Source organism: Hydrogenophaga pseudoflava (assembly GCF_004353865.1).
Taxonomy (GTDB): domain Bacteria; phylum Pseudomonadota; class Gammaproteobacteria; order Burkholderiales; family Burkholderiaceae_C; genus Hydrogenophaga; species Hydrogenophaga pseudoflava.
The window spans coordinates 1444542-1461160 of the sequence record NZ_CP037867.1 but is presented as its reverse complement, the minus strand read 5'-3'; the positions used below and the strand labels follow the sequence as shown (position 1 = coordinate 1461160).

Annotated in this window: 19 protein-coding genes; 9 read left to right on the top strand and 10 right to left on the bottom strand. The window is 67.5% G+C overall.

What is annotated here, in order from left to right; all coding sequences use genetic code 11:
- Positions 1 to 12 precede the first annotated feature (12 nt).
- From HPF_RS07180 to gloA, 3 genes are read left to right on the top strand one after another with little or no spacing between them, the layout of a single operon-like run.
- Entirely contained in the window at positions 13 to 603 is a 591-nt protein-coding gene (locus HPF_RS07180) for a thioredoxin fold domain-containing protein (RefSeq protein ID WP_243721700.1), read from the top strand.
- 16 nt (positions 604 to 619) lie between these two features.
- Entirely contained in the window at positions 620 to 1243 is a 624-nt protein-coding gene (locus tag HPF_RS07175; protein ID WP_127807137.1) for a hypothetical protein, read from the top strand.
- 11 nt (positions 1244 to 1254) lie between these two features.
- On the top strand, positions 1255 to 1668 hold the full coding sequence (gloA, locus tag HPF_RS07170) for a lactoylglutathione lyase (RefSeq protein WP_066149888.1): 414 nt from the start codon (positions 1255 to 1257) through the stop codon (positions 1666 to 1668).
- 61 nt (positions 1669 to 1729) lie between these two features.
- Here gloA and HPF_RS07165 read toward each other — a convergent pair whose 3' ends face one another.
- Positions 1730 to 2329 (bottom strand): OmpA family protein, encoded by a 600-nt coding sequence (locus HPF_RS07165; protein ID WP_133156170.1) that lies wholly within the window; start codon positions 2327 to 2329, stop codon positions 1730 to 1732.
- A gap of 131 nt (positions 2330 to 2460) precedes the next feature.
- Between HPF_RS07165 and HPF_RS07160 the strand changes: the two genes are divergently transcribed.
- Both HPF_RS07160 and pdxH read left to right on the top strand, forming a co-directional pair.
- Positions 2461 to 3081, top strand: coding sequence for a gamma-glutamylcyclotransferase (locus HPF_RS07160; protein WP_133158048.1), 621 nt, complete (start codon positions 2461 to 2463; stop codon positions 3079 to 3081).
- A 23-nt stretch (positions 3082 to 3104) separates the two neighbouring features.
- A complete protein-coding gene (pdxH, locus tag HPF_RS07155; protein ID WP_066149881.1) occupies positions 3105 to 3740 on the top strand; it encodes a pyridoxamine 5'-phosphate oxidase in 636 nt (211 codons plus the stop codon).
- 8 nt (positions 3741 to 3748) lie between these two features.
- On the opposite strand, the gene folK is transcribed toward pdxH, so the two are convergent.
- The 5 genes from folK to HPF_RS07130 are packed head-to-tail and all read right to left on the bottom strand — an operon-like array spanning position 3749 to position 8433.
- Entirely contained in the window at positions 3749 to 4225 is a 477-nt protein-coding gene (gene folK, locus HPF_RS07150) for a 2-amino-4-hydroxy-6-hydroxymethyldihydropteridine diphosphokinase (RefSeq protein ID WP_133156169.1), read from the bottom strand.
- A gap of 19 nt (positions 4226 to 4244) precedes the next feature.
- Positions 4245 to 5939: a polynucleotide adenylyltransferase PcnB gene (pcnB, locus tag HPF_RS07145; protein ID WP_133156168.1), complete on the bottom strand. Its 1695-nt coding sequence runs from the start codon at positions 5937 to 5939 to the stop codon at positions 4245 to 4247.
- A complete protein-coding gene (locus HPF_RS07140) occupies positions 5936 to 6604 on the bottom strand; it encodes a histidinol-phosphatase (RefSeq protein WP_133156167.1) in 669 nt (222 codons plus the stop codon). Before HPF_RS07140 ends, pcnB begins: the two co-directional genes overlap by 4 nt.
- Positions 6605 to 6616: 12 nt before the next feature.
- On the bottom strand, positions 6617 to 7303 hold the full coding sequence (gene hda, locus HPF_RS07135) for a DnaA regulatory inactivator Hda (RefSeq protein WP_066149869.1): 687 nt from the start codon (positions 7301 to 7303) through the stop codon (positions 6617 to 6619).
- A 17-nt stretch (positions 7304 to 7320) separates the two neighbouring features.
- Positions 7321 to 8433: an AI-2E family transporter gene (locus HPF_RS07130; protein ID WP_133156166.1), complete on the bottom strand. Its 1113-nt coding sequence runs from the start codon at positions 8431 to 8433 to the stop codon at positions 7321 to 7323.
- A 102-nt stretch (positions 8434 to 8535) separates the two neighbouring features.
- Between HPF_RS07130 and purM the strand changes: the two genes are divergently transcribed.
- Positions 8536 to 9573, top strand: coding sequence for a phosphoribosylformylglycinamidine cyclo-ligase (gene purM / locus HPF_RS07125; RefSeq protein ID WP_133156165.1), 1038 nt, complete (start codon positions 8536 to 8538; stop codon positions 9571 to 9573).
- Between the two features lie 28 nt (positions 9574 to 9601).
- Here purM and HPF_RS07120 read toward each other — a convergent pair whose 3' ends face one another.
- Together HPF_RS07120 and HPF_RS07115 are read right to left on the bottom strand one after the other, a co-directional pair.
- Entirely contained in the window at positions 9602 to 10129 is a 528-nt protein-coding gene (locus HPF_RS07120; protein ID WP_133156164.1) for an Lcl C-terminal domain-containing protein, read from the bottom strand.
- A 100-nt stretch (positions 10130 to 10229) separates the two neighbouring features.
- Positions 10230 to 11435, bottom strand: coding sequence for a DUF1566 domain-containing protein (locus HPF_RS07115; protein ID WP_165961661.1), 1206 nt, complete (start codon positions 11433 to 11435; stop codon positions 10230 to 10232).
- A 525-nt stretch (positions 11436 to 11960) separates the two neighbouring features.
- Between HPF_RS07115 and HPF_RS07110 the strand changes: the two genes are divergently transcribed.
- From HPF_RS07110 to HPF_RS07100, 3 genes are read left to right on the top strand one after another with little or no spacing between them, the layout of a single operon-like run.
- Positions 11961 to 12527 (top strand): isochorismatase family protein, encoded by a 567-nt coding sequence (locus HPF_RS07110; protein WP_133156162.1) that lies wholly within the window; start codon positions 11961 to 11963, stop codon positions 12525 to 12527.
- Positions 12524 to 13156 carry a DJ-1/PfpI family protein gene (locus HPF_RS07105; RefSeq protein ID WP_133156161.1) on the top strand — a complete coding sequence of 211 codons (633 nt, stop codon included), beginning with the start codon at positions 12524 to 12526 and terminating at the stop codon, positions 13154 to 13156. The genes HPF_RS07110 and HPF_RS07105 overlap by 4 nt, the downstream gene beginning before the upstream one ends.
- Complete coding sequence (locus HPF_RS07100; protein WP_133156160.1) at positions 13135 to 14151, top strand: GlxA family transcriptional regulator; 1017 nt, start codon at positions 13135 to 13137, stop codon at positions 14149 to 14151. Before HPF_RS07105 ends, HPF_RS07100 begins: the two co-directional genes overlap by 22 nt.
- A 4-nt stretch (positions 14152 to 14155) precedes the next feature.
- Here HPF_RS07100 and HPF_RS07095 read toward each other — a convergent pair whose 3' ends face one another.
- Both HPF_RS07095 and murJ read right to left on the bottom strand, forming a co-directional pair.
- Positions 14156 to 15013 carry a SirB1 family protein gene (locus HPF_RS07095; RefSeq protein WP_066149852.1) on the bottom strand — a complete coding sequence of 286 codons (858 nt, stop codon included), beginning with the start codon at positions 15011 to 15013 and terminating at the stop codon, positions 14156 to 14158.
- Between the two features lie 7 nt (positions 15014 to 15020).
- Complete coding sequence (murJ, locus tag HPF_RS07090) at positions 15021 to 16586, bottom strand: murein biosynthesis integral membrane protein MurJ (protein ID WP_133156159.1); 1566 nt, start codon at positions 16584 to 16586, stop codon at positions 15021 to 15023.
- Positions 16587 to 16619 lie beyond the last annotated feature (33 nt).

Below are 16619 nucleotides of genomic sequence, written 5' to 3'. Positions count from 1 at the left end.
CCGGAGAACACCATGATCACCCGCCGCCTCTCGCTCGCCCTGCTGGCCACCTCCGCCCTCGGGCTGATGGCCTGCTCCAAAGAAGATGCTGCCAGCGGACAGCCCGCGGCCGCCGCCCCGATCGATCCCGCCCAGGCCTACGACACCGTGTCCCGGGAGGCCAAGGGGTTCACCGCCGGCGCGATGATGAGTGCCCACACGGTCTATGTGCTGTTCGACCCGCAGTGCCCGCACTGCAGCCACCTCTGGGAGTCGTCCCTGCCGCTGCAGACCAAGGTGAAATTCGTCTGGGCACCGGTGGCCATCATCGGTCCCAAGAGCCTGCCGCAGGGCGCGGCGCTGATGCAGGCGGCCAACCCGGTCGAGACCATGACCGCGCACGAAAAATCGCTGTTGGCGGGACAAGGTGGAATGTCCGCCTCGGCCAGCATCCCGGCCGAGGTCGAGGCCACCATCAAGGCCAACACCGCCCTGCTGGACCGGCTGGGCGCCGACTCGGTGCCCTTCATCGTGGCACGCCATGCGGGCAGCGGCCAGGTGATCACCCGCGCAGGCTCCATGGACACCGCCGGTCTCTCCAGCTGGCTGGGCATGCAGCCCTGACGCGCCGGCCCGCTGCATGGACATCCTCACCCTCGCCCTGCTGTTTGCGGTGGGCAGTTTCCTGCTCAAGACCCGCGAACAGCGCCAGCGCATCGCCCTGCTGGGCGCCCACCTCGGACAGTTCCAGATCGAGAAGCTGATGGAGCGGCTCAACGACGGCTACCTGAGGGCGCTGGACGAGCCGGACGAGCAGCGCCAGCAGCAGATCTGGTCGCTGCACACCGCCACCGAGGAAGCGCTGGCCCAGCAGTTCGAGCGCTTTGCGCAGGCGTTCTCGCAGGCCGACGCCTCCTCCACCTGGGTCAACCGCAACCCGCTGCCCCAGGCCCACCGCTGGCTGCCCGCCTGGCTGGCCCCGGGCTTCGATGCTCGGGCCCTGATGCAGCTGCACGCGCAGGGCATCGCGCGTGTGGTCGCCAACCCGCAGCAGTGGCCGGTGCGCGAGCGCGCCCGCACCCTGCTGGCCGAGCTCTACCTGATGCAGCACAGCTGCCACTGGTTCTGCCGCTCGCACGCTCTGGCGTCGGCTCGGCTGCTGGCCCGCCACAAAACCGCCTACGCGCAGGTGCTGCAGGCGGTTTCCCCTGCCACGCGGGAGGGCTATCAGGCCCTCACCGGCGTGCGCGCCACTCTTCCCTGACCATCAAGACCATGCGAATCCTCCACACCATGCTGCGCGTCGGCAACCTGCAACGCTCCATCGACTTCTACACCCAGGTGCTGGGCATGCAGCTGCTGCGCACGTCCGAGAACCCGGAATACAAATACTCCCTCGCATTTCTCGGTTTCGACGGCGGCAACCCCGGCCAGGCCGAGATCGAGCTGACCTACAACTGGGGCGTCGAGCAGTACGAGCTGGGCACGGCCTACGGCCACATCGCGCTGGGGGTGCCCGACGCCTATGCGGCCTGCGACAAGATCCGCGCCGCCGGCGGCACCATCACGCGCGAGGCCGGCCCGGTCAAGGGCGGCACCACGGTGATTGCCTTCGTCACCGACCCCGACGGCTACAAGATCGAACTCATCCAGCGCGCCGACACCGGCGCCGGTCAGGGCCTGCGCTGAGCCGGACCACCAACAAAAAAGCCCGCTGGACAGCGGGCTTTTTTGTTGGCGAAGGGGTCGCTCAGGGAGCGATCACCACCTCCACACGGCGGGCCTCGGCGTTGTTGCCGGAGCCCGTGGCGGTCTCGGGCTTCTTGAGTTCGATGCTCGATTCGGCCACGCCGGCGGCCTTGAGCGCGTCGCGCACCGCAAGGGCACGCTGCTTGGCCAGCTCGGCGTTCTTGGCCGGATCGCCGGTCGAGTCGTGGAAGCCGGAGATCACCAGCTTCTGACCCGCCTTGCCGGCGGCAATGGCATCGGCCAGCGCTTCCACAGCGCCCGGCGCCAGGTCGGACTTGCCCGACGCGAAGTAGAACTTCACCACGCCGTTTTCCACCACCACGCTGGCATCGTCGCTGCCCGCCGCCGGGGCCGCGGCCTCGGGTGCCGCCGCGGCCTCGGGTGCCGCCGCGGGCGGGGTGCTGGCCGCGGCACCGTTCGCTGCCCCTGCGGAGGCGTCTCCCGGCGTCGCTGCAGCCACCGCGGCCGGGGCTGCCTTTGCGCCCGAGCCACGCACCTTCTGGATCGCCACACCGATGGCCAGACCGACCGCCATCAGCACCACTGCGATCAGCACCACCGCCGCGACGCGGTATTCCTGTTGTTCGTCCTGGGAAGACATGGGCAACACTCCGTGAAGAATAATGAGGGATTGAACTTCAGCCCCCTGCAGCTCCTCCCTGAAGGAGTCCGACAGGCGCAAAAACCCGAAGATTGTAAATGGCTGCCCCTCGCGCCCGACCGCTGCCCTTCATGCCCCGCAACCGCCCCCAGAGCACCTGGGAACCCTCGCAACGCGATGGACGGCAGATGATGGCGGACACCCTGGCGCAGTGGCGCTCGCTCGGCCCCGACGCAGACCTCTGGGTGTTCGGCTACGCCTCGCTGGTCTGGCGCCCCGAGTTCGAAGCGGCTGAGCAGCGCCTGGCCCAGGTGCACGGCTACCACCGCTGCCTGAACATGTACAGCCGCGTCAACCGCGGCACGCCCGAGCGCCCGGGCCTGGTGTTCGCGCTCATGCCCGGCGGCAGCTGCACCGGCATGGCGCTGCGCCTGCCGCACGACCAGGTCGAGGCGACCATGCCGGCGCTGTGGGCACGCGAGATGCCCAACCCGGTCTACGACCCCAGGTGGCTGCTCTGCCGGACCGCGCAGGGGCCGGTCTGCGCACTGGCCTTCACCCTCTCGCCCCGCAGCCCCAACCACACCGGACCGCTGAGCAATGCCCAGTACCGCGACATCTTCGAGCACGCGCGCGGTCGCTACGGCACCACGCTGGACTACGCACGCCAGACCCTGCAGGGCCTGCGCGCGCACGGCATCGAGGACCGCGCGCTGGCCAAGCTGCTCAGCATTGCCGACGATCTGCCCTGAACACGACACCACCAGGACCCACCATGAACATCGCCGACCTGCGCAAGAGCTATGAAAAAGCCGAACTGAGTGAATCCGCCTCGCACGCCGACCCGCTGCAGCAATTCGACCAATGGCTGAACGAGGCCATCCGTGGTGAAGTGCCCGAACCGAACGCCATGACGCTGGCCACCGTGGGCGCCAACCTACGGCCCACCACGCGCGTGGTGCTCATCAAGGGCTACGACGAACGCGGCATCGTCTGGTACACCAACTACAACAGCCAGAAGGGCCGGCAGCTGGCTGGCAACCCGTACGCCGCGCTGCAGTTCCACTGGGTCGAACTCGAGCGCGTGGTGCGCATCGAAGGCCTCGTCGAGAAGGTCAGCGACGAAGAGAGCGACGAGTACTTCCACAGCCGCCCGCTGGACAGCCGCATCGGCGCCTGGGCCAGCCCGCAGAGCGAGGTGATCGAGAACCGCGCGGTGCTGGTCACCAACGCCGCGAAGTACGGCGCCCAGTTCATGCTGCGGCCGCCCCGCCCGCCGCACTGGGGCGGCTACCGCCTCAAACCCGACACCTGGCAGTTCTGGCAGGGTCGCAAGAGCCGCCTGCACGACCGGCTGCGCTATTCGCTGCAGGCCGACGGTCAGTGGTTGCGGGAGCGGCTGGCGCCGTGAGCCCCTTTTCAGAGACGTTCGATCGCCTGGTCGGCAACGGCTGAGAGGCGTTGCCCGGTCACCAGACTGGGCGCAATCTCGTGCAACGGCACCAGCACAAACGCCCGTTCCCACATGCGCGGGTGCGGCACGGTCAGTGCGGGTGAGTCGATGCGGGCGCCGCCGTACAACAACAGGTCCAGGTCCAGCGTGCGCGGGGCGTTGCGGTAGGGGCGCTCGCGGCCGGCGGCGTTTTCGATCCCCTGCAGGGCCGCCAGCAGCGCGGGCGCGGTGAGAGCGCTGGCCACTTCGGCCACGGCGTTGAGGTAGTCGGGACCGCTGGACTCGATGGGCGCGGTGCGGTAGAGGCTGGAGGCCTTGACGAGCCGTAGGCCGTGCGTGCTGCCCAGCGCCTGCAGCGCCTTGCGCAGGGTGTCGGCGGCATCTCCGAGGTTGGCACCGAGGGCCACATAGGCCGTGACCTCGGGGCGCCCGGTGTTGCTCATATCTACAAGAGGTCTTTTGTCAGTCGGCCGACGGCGCAGGAGGGGCGCCTTCACCACCACCGGACGGCTTGCGGCGGCGACGGCGGCGCTTGCGGGCCGGCGCCTCGCCTTCGCCAGGCGCGGTGGTGTCGTCGGCGTGGTCGCTGTCGGGTGCAAAAGCGCTGCCGTAGAACACGGCGCGAGCCTGACTCTCGTCCTGCTCGTCACCGCCATCCGCGGGGCGGAAACGCGGATCGTCCCGCACCGGCTCGGCGACGCCCGACGCCGGATGGTCGGCATCGGTCTTCTTTACGCGGCGCGCCTTGCCGCCACCGCCCGCGCCCTTGGGCTGGCCGGCCTTGCGCTGCGCGTCGACCATGTCCTGGCGGTGGTCGTCGTCGGCGGTGCTGAAGGTTTCCCACCAGTGCGCCAGCTCCTCGTCCACCTCGCCGGTCTGGGCGCGCAGGCGCAGGAAGTCGAAACCGGCGCGGAAGCGCGGCTGCTCGACCAGGCTGAACGGACCGGTGCCCACGCGCTTGTCGAAGCGCGGCTGCATCATCCAGATCTCGCGCATGTCGGTGCCCAGCTTGCCGCGGCCCGACACGTCGCCGATGCGCGCGTCAAAGGCTTCGTCCACCGCGTCCTGCAGCGCCGCGAACGGGGTGGGCGGGCGCTGGTTGCCGCGCGGTTGCAGCCGCCGCTCCCAGCCCTTGCGCACGTCGGCCCAGAGCACGCAGGCCAGCAGGAAGCTGGGCGCCACCGGCTTGCCCTCGCCGACGCGGCGGTCGGTGTCCTGCAGCGCCAGCTTGACGAAGTCGTCCTCGGCCCGCTCGACCACCAGGTCGAGCAGCGGGTAGATGCCGCGAGCCAGGCCGTGGGTCTTGAGCGCCTCGACGCTGGCCAGCGCGTGGCCGGTCTGCAGCAGCTTGAGCATCTCGTCGAACAGGCGGCTCTGCGGGACTTCTTTCAGCAGATCCACCGAGGACACCAGGGGTTCGCGCGTCTTGGCGTCGAACTTGAAACCCAGGGCATTGAGCTTGGCGGCGAAACGCACGGCGCGGATGATGCGCACCGGGTCTTCGCGATAGCGCGTGGCGGCGTCGCCGATCATGCGCAGCGTCTTCTTCTGCGCGTCGCGGATGCCCTGGTGGAAGTCGACCACGATCTGCGCCTCGGGGTCGTAGTACATGGCGTTGATCGAGAAGTCGCGCCGCGCGGCGTCCTGCTCGATCGGACCCCAGACGTTGTCGCGCAGCACCCGGCCGCTGGCGTCCACCGCGTGCTTCATGCCCGAGAGCTCGCCCTTGCTGGTGCGCTCGTTGCCGCTGACCTGCTCGGCGTCGGCGCTGTCGAGGTAGGCGCGGAAGGTCGAGACCTCGATCACCTCGTGTTCACGGCCGCGGCCATAGATCACGTGCACGATGCGGAAGCGCCGGCCGATGATGAAGGCGCGGCGGAACAGGTTCTTGACCTGCTCGGGCGTGGCGCTGGTGGCGACGTCGAAGTCCTTGGGCCGCAGGCCCAGCAGCAGGTCGCGCACCGCGCCGCCGACGATGTAGGCCTCGAAGCCGGCCTGTTTGAGGGTGCGCACCACGTCCAGGGCGCGCTGGTCGACCAGCTTCGGGTCGATGCCGTGGACGGAAACCGGCACGTCCTCGCGCTTGCCGAACTTGCTGGCCTTGGCGCTTTTGCCGGAGGCCTTGCCCAGCAGCTTGTCGATGAATTTCTTGATCATTCGAATAGGTTCAGGATGCGCCAGCCTCGCTCGGTGGCGATGGCGCTGAGGCGGGGGTCCGGGTTGGTCGCCACCGGCTCGGTCACTTTCTCCAGCAGCGGGAGATCGTTGAGGGAGTCGCTGTAGAAGCTGCTGTGCTCCACGTCGGCCCAGGACAGGCCGCGGGAAGCCAGCCATTGTTCCACACGCGCGACCTTGCCCTCGCGGAACGAGGGTGTGCCCCAGATGGCACCGGTCGGATTCCCCTGCGGGTCGCGCTCCAGGTCGATGGCGATCAGCTCGGAGACGCCGAAGGCTGCGGCGATGGGGCGGGTGACGAATTCGTTGGTGGCGGTGACGATCACCACCTGGTCGCCCGCCGCCTGGTGGCGCCGCACCAGCTCGACCGCCACCGGCCGGATGGCCGGGCGGATCACCTGGTCCATGAAGCGGCGGTGCGCGGCGTTGGACTTGTCCACCCCGTGTTCGGCCAGCGGGGCGACCGAGAAGCGGATGTACTCGTGGATGTCCAGCGTGCCGGCCTTGTACTGCTCGTAGAAAGCGTCGTTGGCGCGGGTGTGGGTTTCGGCGTCGCGCCAGCCCAGCTCCACGGTGAACTGGCCCCAGGCGTGGTCGGAGTCCAGGGGCAGCAGGGTGTGGTCCAGGTCAAACAGCGCAAGTCTCATTCGGGAAGGTCTTCATTCGTTGTCCAGCATGGACTTGATCAGCGGAATCGTGATGGCGCGCTGCGTGCGCAGGGCGTAGGCGTCGAGCTGGTCCAGCAGCATCATCAGGCTGGAGAGATCGCGCGAGAAGCGGTTGAGCATGAAGTCCATCACCTCATCACCCAGAAACACGCCGCGCTCGTCGGCGGCCCGCCGCAGCACGGAGCGGCGCTCGGTCTCGCCCAGGGCCTTGAGCTGGAACACATGGCCCCAGCCCAGGCGCGTGCGCAGGTCTTCGCGCAGGCGCAGGTCGGCCGGCGGCCGGTCGGCCGCGGCCAGCACCCAGCGCGCCGGGCCGTGGGCCGGGGTCTGGGCGTTGACGAACCAGTTGAAGGCCGCGGCCTGCTGCTCGGCGGTGTAGAGGTGGCAGTCGTCGAGGATCACCGCGTCCCAGCTCTCGTCGAACTCGATCGGGTGCAGGATGCCCGCCCCGATCCAGCCGGTGCGGGCGCCCAGGTCGCGCAGGGTTTCGCGCACCGCCCGCAGCAGGTGGGTCTTGCCGCTGCCGGGCTCGCCCCAGAGATAGGTGGGCACCGGCGAACGCAGGGGGTTGTAGGTCCACAGCCGCAGGTGCTCCAGCACGGCCTCGTTGCCCGCCGCCACGAAGTTGTCCAGCGTGGGCACGGGCGCCAGCCCGATGTCCAGCGCCATCTGTTTCATGGGCGGCTGAACCGGTTTCATTCCGCGCCGTCCTTCGGCTGGACCGGCGCGACCGGGGCGGTGGCTGCCCCGGGCAGGTACAGGTCGCTGGCCAAGTAGCCTGCCTTGGCGCGCCGGATGCCGACCAGCAGCACCGCGCTGGCCGGCAGGGCGATCAGCACGCCGACGAAGCCGAACAGGTGGCCAAAGGCCATCAGGGCGAAGATGACCGCGATGGGATGCAGGCCGATGCGCTCGCCCAGCAGGCGCGGCGTCACGTACATGCTTTCGGCCACCTGCCCCACCGCATAAACCACACCCACCAGCGCCACGCCGGTCAGGCTCTGGAACTGCAGCACCGCGGCCAGCAGGCCCATCACCAGCCCCAGACCGAAGCCGAGATACGGAACGAACACGGCCAGCCCGGTGAACACACCGATCGGCAGCGCCAGCTTCAGGCCCACCAGGGCCAGCGCCACCGTGTAGAACACCGCCAGCACCCCCATCACCAGCAGCTGGCCGCGCAGGTACTGGCCCAGCACCTCGTCGGTCTCGTCCAGGAAACTCTGCACAGAGGGCAGCCAGCGGGGAGGAATCAGCCGCTTGCTGCGTTCCACCAACCCCGCCCAGTCCAGCAGCAGGTAGTAGGCCACGATGGGCGTGAGCACCAGGTTGCCGAACACCGCCGCCAGCGCGCTGCCGCCGATGCGCAGCGAGGACAGCAGGCCATTGATCAGTTCCTGTTCGTGCCCGGTGACAAGATCCTTGAGCCACTCGCGCACCTGGGCCACATCGATCTGCAGGTCGATGCCGAAGCGCCCCGCCAGCGGCACCAGGCTGTCGTTGACCCGGTCCAGCAGCGCCGGCACCTGTTCCTTGAGCAGCGGCACCTGCTTGGTGATGACGGGCACGATCAGCAGCACCACCGCCAGCAGCACCAGCATGAGCAGGGCGATGGCCACACCAGCGCCCAGCCAGCGGGGAATCCGTCGGTCGTTGAGCTTTTCCACCAGCGGGTGCAGCGCGTAGGCCATCACCGCGGCCAGCACGAAGGGCATCAGCACCGGCGCCAGCACCGTCAGCAGTGCCCAGATCGCCACGGCGATGGCGACCCAGGTCAGGGAACGGATCTGCGCGGGGGAAAGGGTCATGGGGTGCAAGCTCGGGTGAACGGGGGCCGGAGGGCGAACCCTTAAAATCAGCCGCAAATTCTAGTCCCCGGCCCGCGCGGGCCCTCTCCCCGCCCTCCCCCTATGACCTCCAGCACCACCCCCCTTTCCTACAAAGACGCCGGCGTCGACATCGACGCGGGCGACGCGCTGGTCGAGCGCATCAAGCCGCTGGCCAAGAAGACCATGCGCGAAGGCGTGCTGGCCGGCATCGGCGGCTTCGGCGCGCTGTTCGAAGTGCCCAAGCGCTACCAGGAGCCGGTGCTGGTGAGCGGCACCGACGGCGTGGGCACCAAGCTCAAGCTGGCCTTTGAATGGAACCTGCACGACACCGTGGGCATCGACCTGGTGGGCATGAGCGTCAACGACGTGCTGGTGCAGGGCGCCGAGCCGCTGTTCTTCCTCGACTACTTCGCCTGCGGCAAGCTGGACGTGGAAACCGCAGCGGCCGTGGTCGGCGGCATCGCCAAGGGTTGTGAACTCTCCGGCTGCGCCCTGATCGGCGGCGAAACCGCCGAAATGCCCGGCATGTACCCGGCCGGCGAGTACGACCTGGCCGGCTTCTGCGTCGGCGCGGTCGAAAAGTCCAAGATCCTGACCGGCAAGGACGTGAAACCGGGCGACGTGGTGCTGGGCCTGGCCTCGCACGGCGTGCACTCCAATGGCTTCTCGCTGGTGCGCAAATGCATCGAACGCGCCGGCAGCGACCTGCCCGCCACGCTGGACGGCCAGCCCTTCCGCCAGGCCATCATGGCCCCGACCCGCCTGTACGTGAAGAACGTGCTCGCCACCCTGGCCAAGCACCCTGTGAAGGCGCTGGCCCACATCACCGGCGGCGGCCTGCTGGAGAACATCCCCCGCGTGCTGCCCGAGGGCACGGCCGCCCACCTCAAGAAGGGCAGCTGGCCGCAGACCGAGCTGTTCGCCTGGCTGCAGAAGGTCGCTGGCATCGACGACATCGAGATGAACCGCACCTTCAACAACGGCATCGGCATGGTGGTGGTCATCGACGCCGCCGAAGCCGCGGCCTGCGCCGCCACGCTGCGCGAACTGGGTGAGACGGTGTATCAGATCGGTGCCATCGCGCCCAAGGGCGACGGCGCGTCGGTGGTCGTGGCCTGAGAACACATCCTCCGACCCAACGGGAGCCTCATGGTGAGGCGCGCACCAGCCGCACCGCAACCGTGCGCGGACGGTTGAAACCTGGGCTTCCGTGAAAGGCTGGAACGTAATCACCGTTTCGGCCATCCGTCTGCAAACGGCCCTCCAAAAAAACAACGATCCAGGCACGGTCCGTGTTGCTGAGGTCCAATGTGGAGCTCCAGTAGTTCCAGTGTTCATTCCCGGCAAACCCAGGAAAAGCCACTGTATCGATTGATGGAGATTGGCAACGCCTGTCGACAAGGCTGGCCAGTTCCTTCACGTTGGGCAACCGCCAACCCGGCGTACTTTGTGCGAGCCTCATCGCTTCCTCGTGGTACACGAGGGTGGGTTGTCCGGTGCACTGGGACCCGTTCCAGGTTTGTCCCACACTGCAGCGCGCCCACACCAGTCCCGTCTTGCTGTCTGCAACCTCCGCGCCATTGGCGATGAAGCGCCCGGGCGTGACCGGGCAGGCGGCCTGGGAAGCCAGCACCCAACTGCTCAGAAGCAAGCCCAACATCCCTCTGAAATTCATGATGATCCCTTTGTTAGAGTTTGAAGCACAAACTTGCTTTGCAAATGCAGCGGGTTGATTTGCTCTAACCTACCGTCAAATCAATTCACTTCAATTCATTTCACCGACCATCGCGCACCAATCGAAGCCTCAGCTCACGGTAGCGATTGATCGTTGAAATATTCCCTGATTCAAAATCAACATACCAGGCAATACTTGGAAACGCGTACCCGGAATCGGATGTCCAGTGATATGCCCAGGGAGCAGACGGAGCGTTTACAAACCAGTCCGTATTGAGCTTGACAGCCGGACGAGTCCGGCTGTAATCCATCACGCCATGCAGTTCGTCACTGGTGGGTAAACGCCAATCGGTGAATCCACACAGAGCAATGCCGTTCACATAGCCAACATACCCTACGGTATTATTGGCAGCATTGATCTCCGCCAGAGTCGGATTCACATTTGGGCCAGGAAAACCGTCTTTTTGCGGCTGCGTCGTATCGTCGTAATTGGTATAAACATTGCCCCCACTCCGTGGGCCTGCCGCCTCCTTGCCCTCCCACACCAGTCCGGTCACATCATCCCTGATGCAACTGGTGCGCGGATAAGTGCCACCACCCGCCATTGGCACTTCGCTGTAACTCATGGGATTGAAGGCAACCCGGTGTCCGTCTTGTTCACTGTTGAATTGAATGGTGCGGGCGGAGCTGCAATTCACCGCCGCAGGACTAAGTCCGGCTTCAAAGCACTGCAACGCTGTCATTCCCGTATGCGGCAGAGTCAACATTGTGAAGACATAATAACCAATGCCTTCATATCGATATTGAGGCAGACCATTGATGACCGAGTCGCGCTCTGAGGACCTGCTGGTATAAAAATGAAAACCGCGAGCGATGTTGTAGTGTCGATACAATGGTATGGTTTGTGCACCCGGGACTTTGCTGGCGTAATAGGCAATGCCGTCATAGGAGAATTGCGGCAAGCTGGTCTGAATCATCGCCCGTTCGTCTTCACTGATCGTGTAGAAGTGAACCCCGGTCTGGGTATTGAAGAACCGATGCACTGGATTCAAGCCTGCCCCCGGAACACTGCTGACGATGAAGGCGGGTCCTTCCAGTCTGAATTGAGGGGAGGAGGCCAATACCGCATCTCTCTCTGCTTCGCTTGCCGTGTAAAAGTGAGCCGCCGTCTGTGCATTGAAGAAGCGGTAGACGGTGGCTGGACCGCCAAGGACGGCAGCCTTGACGGCGCGTGCGGTGGACTTGTTGCGGTTCGACTGCTCAGCCGCTTGCGCCAGCTCGGCGCTGTTAAGTCCTGCAGCCTTCAAGAGCAATGCGTCGGACTCTTGAGGGGTGACCCGGGAAGACGTTGCGCTGGTATGAGGCTGACTGGCCACGGGTGTGGAACTCTGGCCACCACCACATGCACTCAACAGCACCGCTGCCCAACAGCATGCCGGCCAGCGCCAGCTATGCAGTTTGAAGAATCTCCGCATAAAACCTCCCGAGTATTTAGTAAGTGTAATGTTCGCCACGCGACATCAGAAGCACTGCGCTGCTTCTTGTGCTTTTTGCGCGAACACTATCCCCAAATGACCGGGCGCGGCTTTTTTCGAACGGATCGGTTTGTTCAATCCTGCAAGGATGGCAGACCGCGAATCAATGAGCGTCGCCATACCCCCCCCATATCCGGCGCCACTCCACGATCCTCCATGCGCGCCTGAAGCCAGCCCGGCGGCGCTTGGGTAATCTTGGCCTGATGTCCTGATCTGATCGAAACCTGTCCGCCGCGGACGCGGACAGGCGGCGCTCCGGCAGGAACAATGCAGCCATCTTTTCAAAGGAGCTGCCCCATGAACACCGCCCTGCTGGTCATCGACGTACAGGAATCCTTCCGCCACCGCCCCTACTTCGACGCCTCGGCACTGCCCGCTTACATGGCCGAGCAGAACGCCCTGATCGATGGCTGCCTCGCGCAGGGCATCCCGGTCGTCCGCATCCTGCACAGCGACGGGCCGGGGACACCGGACAACCCCTTCTCGCACGCCAGCGGCCATGTCCGTCCGCTGGCCGAGTTGTCCGTTTTTGATCCGGCCGCCAGCTTCGTCAAGCGCCGGCACAGCGCCCTGGTCGGCACCGGGCTGGACGTCTGGCTGACCGAAAACGGCATCCGCCGCCTGATCGTCAGCGGCATCCGCACCGAGCAGTGCTGCGAAACCACCACCCGCCACGCCTCCGACCTCGGCTGGGAGGTCGACTATGTGCTGGACGCCACGCTGACCTTCGACATGACCCAGCCCGACGGCTCGCCCCTGACCGCGGCCGAGATCAAGGCGCGCACCGCCACCGTGCTGCAAGGCCGCTTCTGCACCCTCACCTCGGTGGACGAGGCGCTGGCACGCGCCGGGGCCTCGGCGTGACCCGTCCGTTCGGCATCGCCATCCTGGCCTTCGACGATGTCGAGGCGCTGGACCTGGCCGGTCCCTACGAAGTGTTCACCACGGCCGCCCGCATGGCGGCCCGCCCCGAGGCCGCGGACTGGCCCGGCCAACCGGTCGCGGCGGGCTGGCAGGTGGCCTGCGTGGCGCGCACCCGGGCGCCGGTGTGTGCCCGGGCCGGGCTGCAGGTGCTGCCGACCCGGGATTTCAGCGACGAGACACCGGTGGACCTGCTGATCGTGCCCGGCGGGGTGGTCGACGCCGCCGCCCGCTGCCCGGACACACTGGCCTGGGTGCGGCGCGCCGGCGCGCGGGCGACGCTCACGGCCTCGGTCTGCACGGGCGTGTTCGTGCTGGCCGCCGCCGGGGTGGTGACCAACCACCGGGTGACGACGCACTGGGAGGACCTGGCCGACCTGCGCCGCCAGTGGCCGTTGCTGGACGTGGTCGATGGCGTGCGCTGGGTCGAGGACGGCCGCGTGTTCAGTTCGGCGGGCATCAGCGCCGGCATCGACCTGTCGCTGCACCTCGTGGCCCGACTGACCTGCCCCGAACTGGCCGAACGCACCGCACGACAGATGGACTACCGATGGATGAGCCGACCCGACTGACACCACCCACCGTGGTGGACGTGCACTTTGTGCTGCTGGACGACAGCCTGATCCTCGACTGGGCGGGCCCGGCCGAGGCGCTGCGCATGGCCAACCAGTCGCTGCTGGCCAAAGGCCGGCCGGCGGCCTTTGCGCTGCATTTCACCGGCCCCCGCGCCGAAACGGTCAGTTCGGTGGGTGCCCGGGTGTCGCATCTGGCCCCGCTGCCCGACCTGTCTCAGCCCCAGCGCCCGCAGTGGGTGGTGCTGGTGGGCCAGCCGGGCGACCGGGTGGAGCTGGACAGCCCTGCGGCGCGCGAGTTGCTGCACTGGCTGCGCGGCCTGCGCCTGACTGAGGGACAGGTGGAGCTGATGTGCATTTGCGCAGGTGCCGTGGTGGCCGCCCGCGCCGGCCTGCTGGCGCGCCGCAAGGCCACGACGCACCACCACCACCTGGACGAGCTGCGCCAGTCCGCGCCCGACTGCGAGGTGCTGGCCAACCGGGTGTTCGTGCTGGACGCTCCGGTGTTCAGCAGCGCCGGCGTGACCACCGGCATCGACCTCACGCTGCACCGCATCGCCGCCCGCCTGGGGCCGGCACTCGCAGCCGAAGTGGCACAGACCATGGTGGTGGCGCTGCGCCGGGGCCCGCAGGACCCCGAACTCTCGCCCTTCCTGCACCACCGCGACCACCTGCACCCCGTCCTTCACCGGGTGCAGGACGCGGTGAGCCAGGCGCCGCAGGAGGCCTGGACCGTGCCGCGCATGGCCGACCGGGGCCACACCTCGGCGCGCCACCTGACCCGCCTGTTCGAAGAACACGCGGGGGTGTCACCGCTCACCTACCTGCAGCGCATCCGGCTCGCGGTGGCCCAGGCAGCGCTGCAGAGCGGGCGCAACGTCACGCAGGCTGCGCAGATTTCGGGGTTCGGGTCGGACACCCAGTTGCGCCGCGCCTGGCACCGGCACGGACAGCCGGGCACGCCCGGCACCACGCACAGAGCGGCGGCCCGCTGAGCGCTCAGCCCCGGGCGCGGCGCAGCTCGTTCAGCCGCGACTGAATGGCGTCGCGGTCCAGCGCATCGTCGGTGTGGGCGATGTAGACCTCCAGGTCCTGCGCGGCCAGGGCGGCATCGCCCATTTCGGCCCAGGCCAGGCCCCGGTCACGGTACTCGATCCAGGCATCGGGCAGCAGGATCAGCAGCCGGTCCTGCACCGCGATCAGGCGCAGCCAGTCTTCCTGCGTGCGGTGGATTTCCTTGAGGTTGCGCAGCATGCGGGCGATGATGTCGCGCGAGGGCGCCGCCTGCAGGTACAGACCCACCGGCACGTCGAAGTCGTCGACCAGCCCGTTGCGCCGCTTGTAAGGCTCCAGCCGCTCGGACAGCTCCTCGCGGCTGAGCGACTGGCCGGTGAAGGGGTCGATCACCACCTGCCCTTCCGGCAGGTTGATCTTGACCAGGAAGTGGCCCGGGAAATTGATGCCGCGAGCCTTCAGGCCCAGCCCTTGCGCCAGCTCCAGCCACAGCACCGCCAGCGAGATCGGGATGCCGCGGCGCGTCCTGAGCAGCACGTTGAGGTGGCTGTTGTCGGGATCGTGGTAGTCGTTGACGTTGCCGCCAAAGCCCAGATCCCTGAAAAAGAACTGGTTGAGCGCACGCAGGCGCTGCAGGGGCTCGGCGTCCGAGGGGCTGCGCCGGCGCAGGCGCGAGAGCAGCACATCCACCTCGCCCAACACCTCCTGCACATCCAGGTCCGGGTACTCGTCCTGGGCGATGGAAGCGGCCGCTTCCAGCAGGGGCAGGCTGTCGTCGTCCTTCACCAGCGAGGCGAAATACGCCAGCGGCGTCGACGAGGGAAGTTCAAAGGCGGAAGGCATGATGGATTCATTTTCGGACGAATTGCCGAAGTTTTAAACCCGAAAGCACCAGAGCGACAAAGTACAGCAGCGCCGCCCCCACCACGATCGCGGCCATCAGGCCGACCCGCAGCAGCGCACCGCCCTCGAACGCCACCCAGTTCACCGAACCTGCGCTCCACATCAGGAACACCGCCAACAAGGCGCTGGCGGCCAGCACCTGCATCGCAAAGCGCGCCCAGCCCGGGGCCGGACGGTAGGCGCCACGCCGCACCAGGCCGATCAGCAGCCACAGCGCGTTGACCATCGCGCCCAGGCCGATGGCCAGCGCCAGACCGGCGTGGGCCAGGCGGGGCACGAACACCAGGTTCATGGCCTGGGTCAGCAGCAGCACCACGATGGCGATCTTCACCGGCGTGCGGATGTCCTGGCGCGCATAGAAACCCGGCGCCAGCACCTTGATCGCCACCAGGCCCAGCAGGCCGGCGCCGTAGCCCATGAGGGCGGTCGTGGTCTGGGCCACGTCGCGCTCGGAGAACGCGCCGTAGTGGTAGAGCACCGCCACCAGGGGCTTGGCAAAGGTCAACAGGGCCACCGCGCAGGGCACCGCCAGCAGCACCACCAGCCGCAGCCCCCAGTCCAGCAGCGCGCTGTAGCGCTCGCCGTCGTCGGCAGCCCGGGCGGCCGCCAGCTGAGGCAGCAGCACCACGCCCAGCGCCACGCCCAGCATCGCGGTCGGGAACTCCATCAGCCGGTCGGCGTAGCTGAGCCAGCTCACGCTGCCGGTGGCCAGGTGGGAGGCGATCTGCGTGTTGATCAGCAGCGAGATCTGCGCCACGCTCACGCCCAGCAGGGCCGGCAGCATCAGCGTGGTCACGCGCCGCGTGCCCGGGTGCGCCCAGGCCGCCCTGAGCGACGACCAGCGCAGGCCCACGCGCGGCAGCATGCCGATGCGCAACAGCGCCGGGATCTGCACCCCCAGCTGCAGGGCACCTCCCAGCATCACGCCGGCCGCCATCGCGTAGATCGGCTCGATGCCCAAGGACTGGAACCAGGGCGCCCCCAGCCAGGCGGCGCCGATCATCGCCACGTTCAGCAGTACCGGCGTCGCAGCTGGCACGGCGAATTTTTTCCAGGTGTTCAGCACACCCGCCGACAGCGCCACCAGCGACATGAAGCCGATGTAGGGAAACATCCAGCGCGTCATCAGCACCGCCGACTCGAAGCCTTGGGGACTCTGCTTGAGGCCGCTGGCCATGGCCCAGACCAGCATCGGAGAGATCGCCACCCCCACCACGCAAGTGGCCACCAAGGCCCAGACCAGCACGGTGGCGATCTGGTTCACCAGTTCGCGGGTGGCGTCGTCGCCATCCTTGGCACGCACACCCGCGAGCACCGGCACGAAGGCCTGGCTGAACGCGCCCTCGGCGAACAGGCGGCGCAGCAGGTTCGGAATTCGGAAGGCGACGTTGAAGGCGTCGGTCAGGGCGCTGGCGCCGAAGGTGGACGCCATCAGCAGCTCGCGCACCAGACCGGTGATGCGCGAGGCCAGGGTCAACAGGGAAACCAGGGAGGCGGACTTGAAGAGCGACACCGCGGCAGTGTAACCACCCGGTCGCCGCCCGGC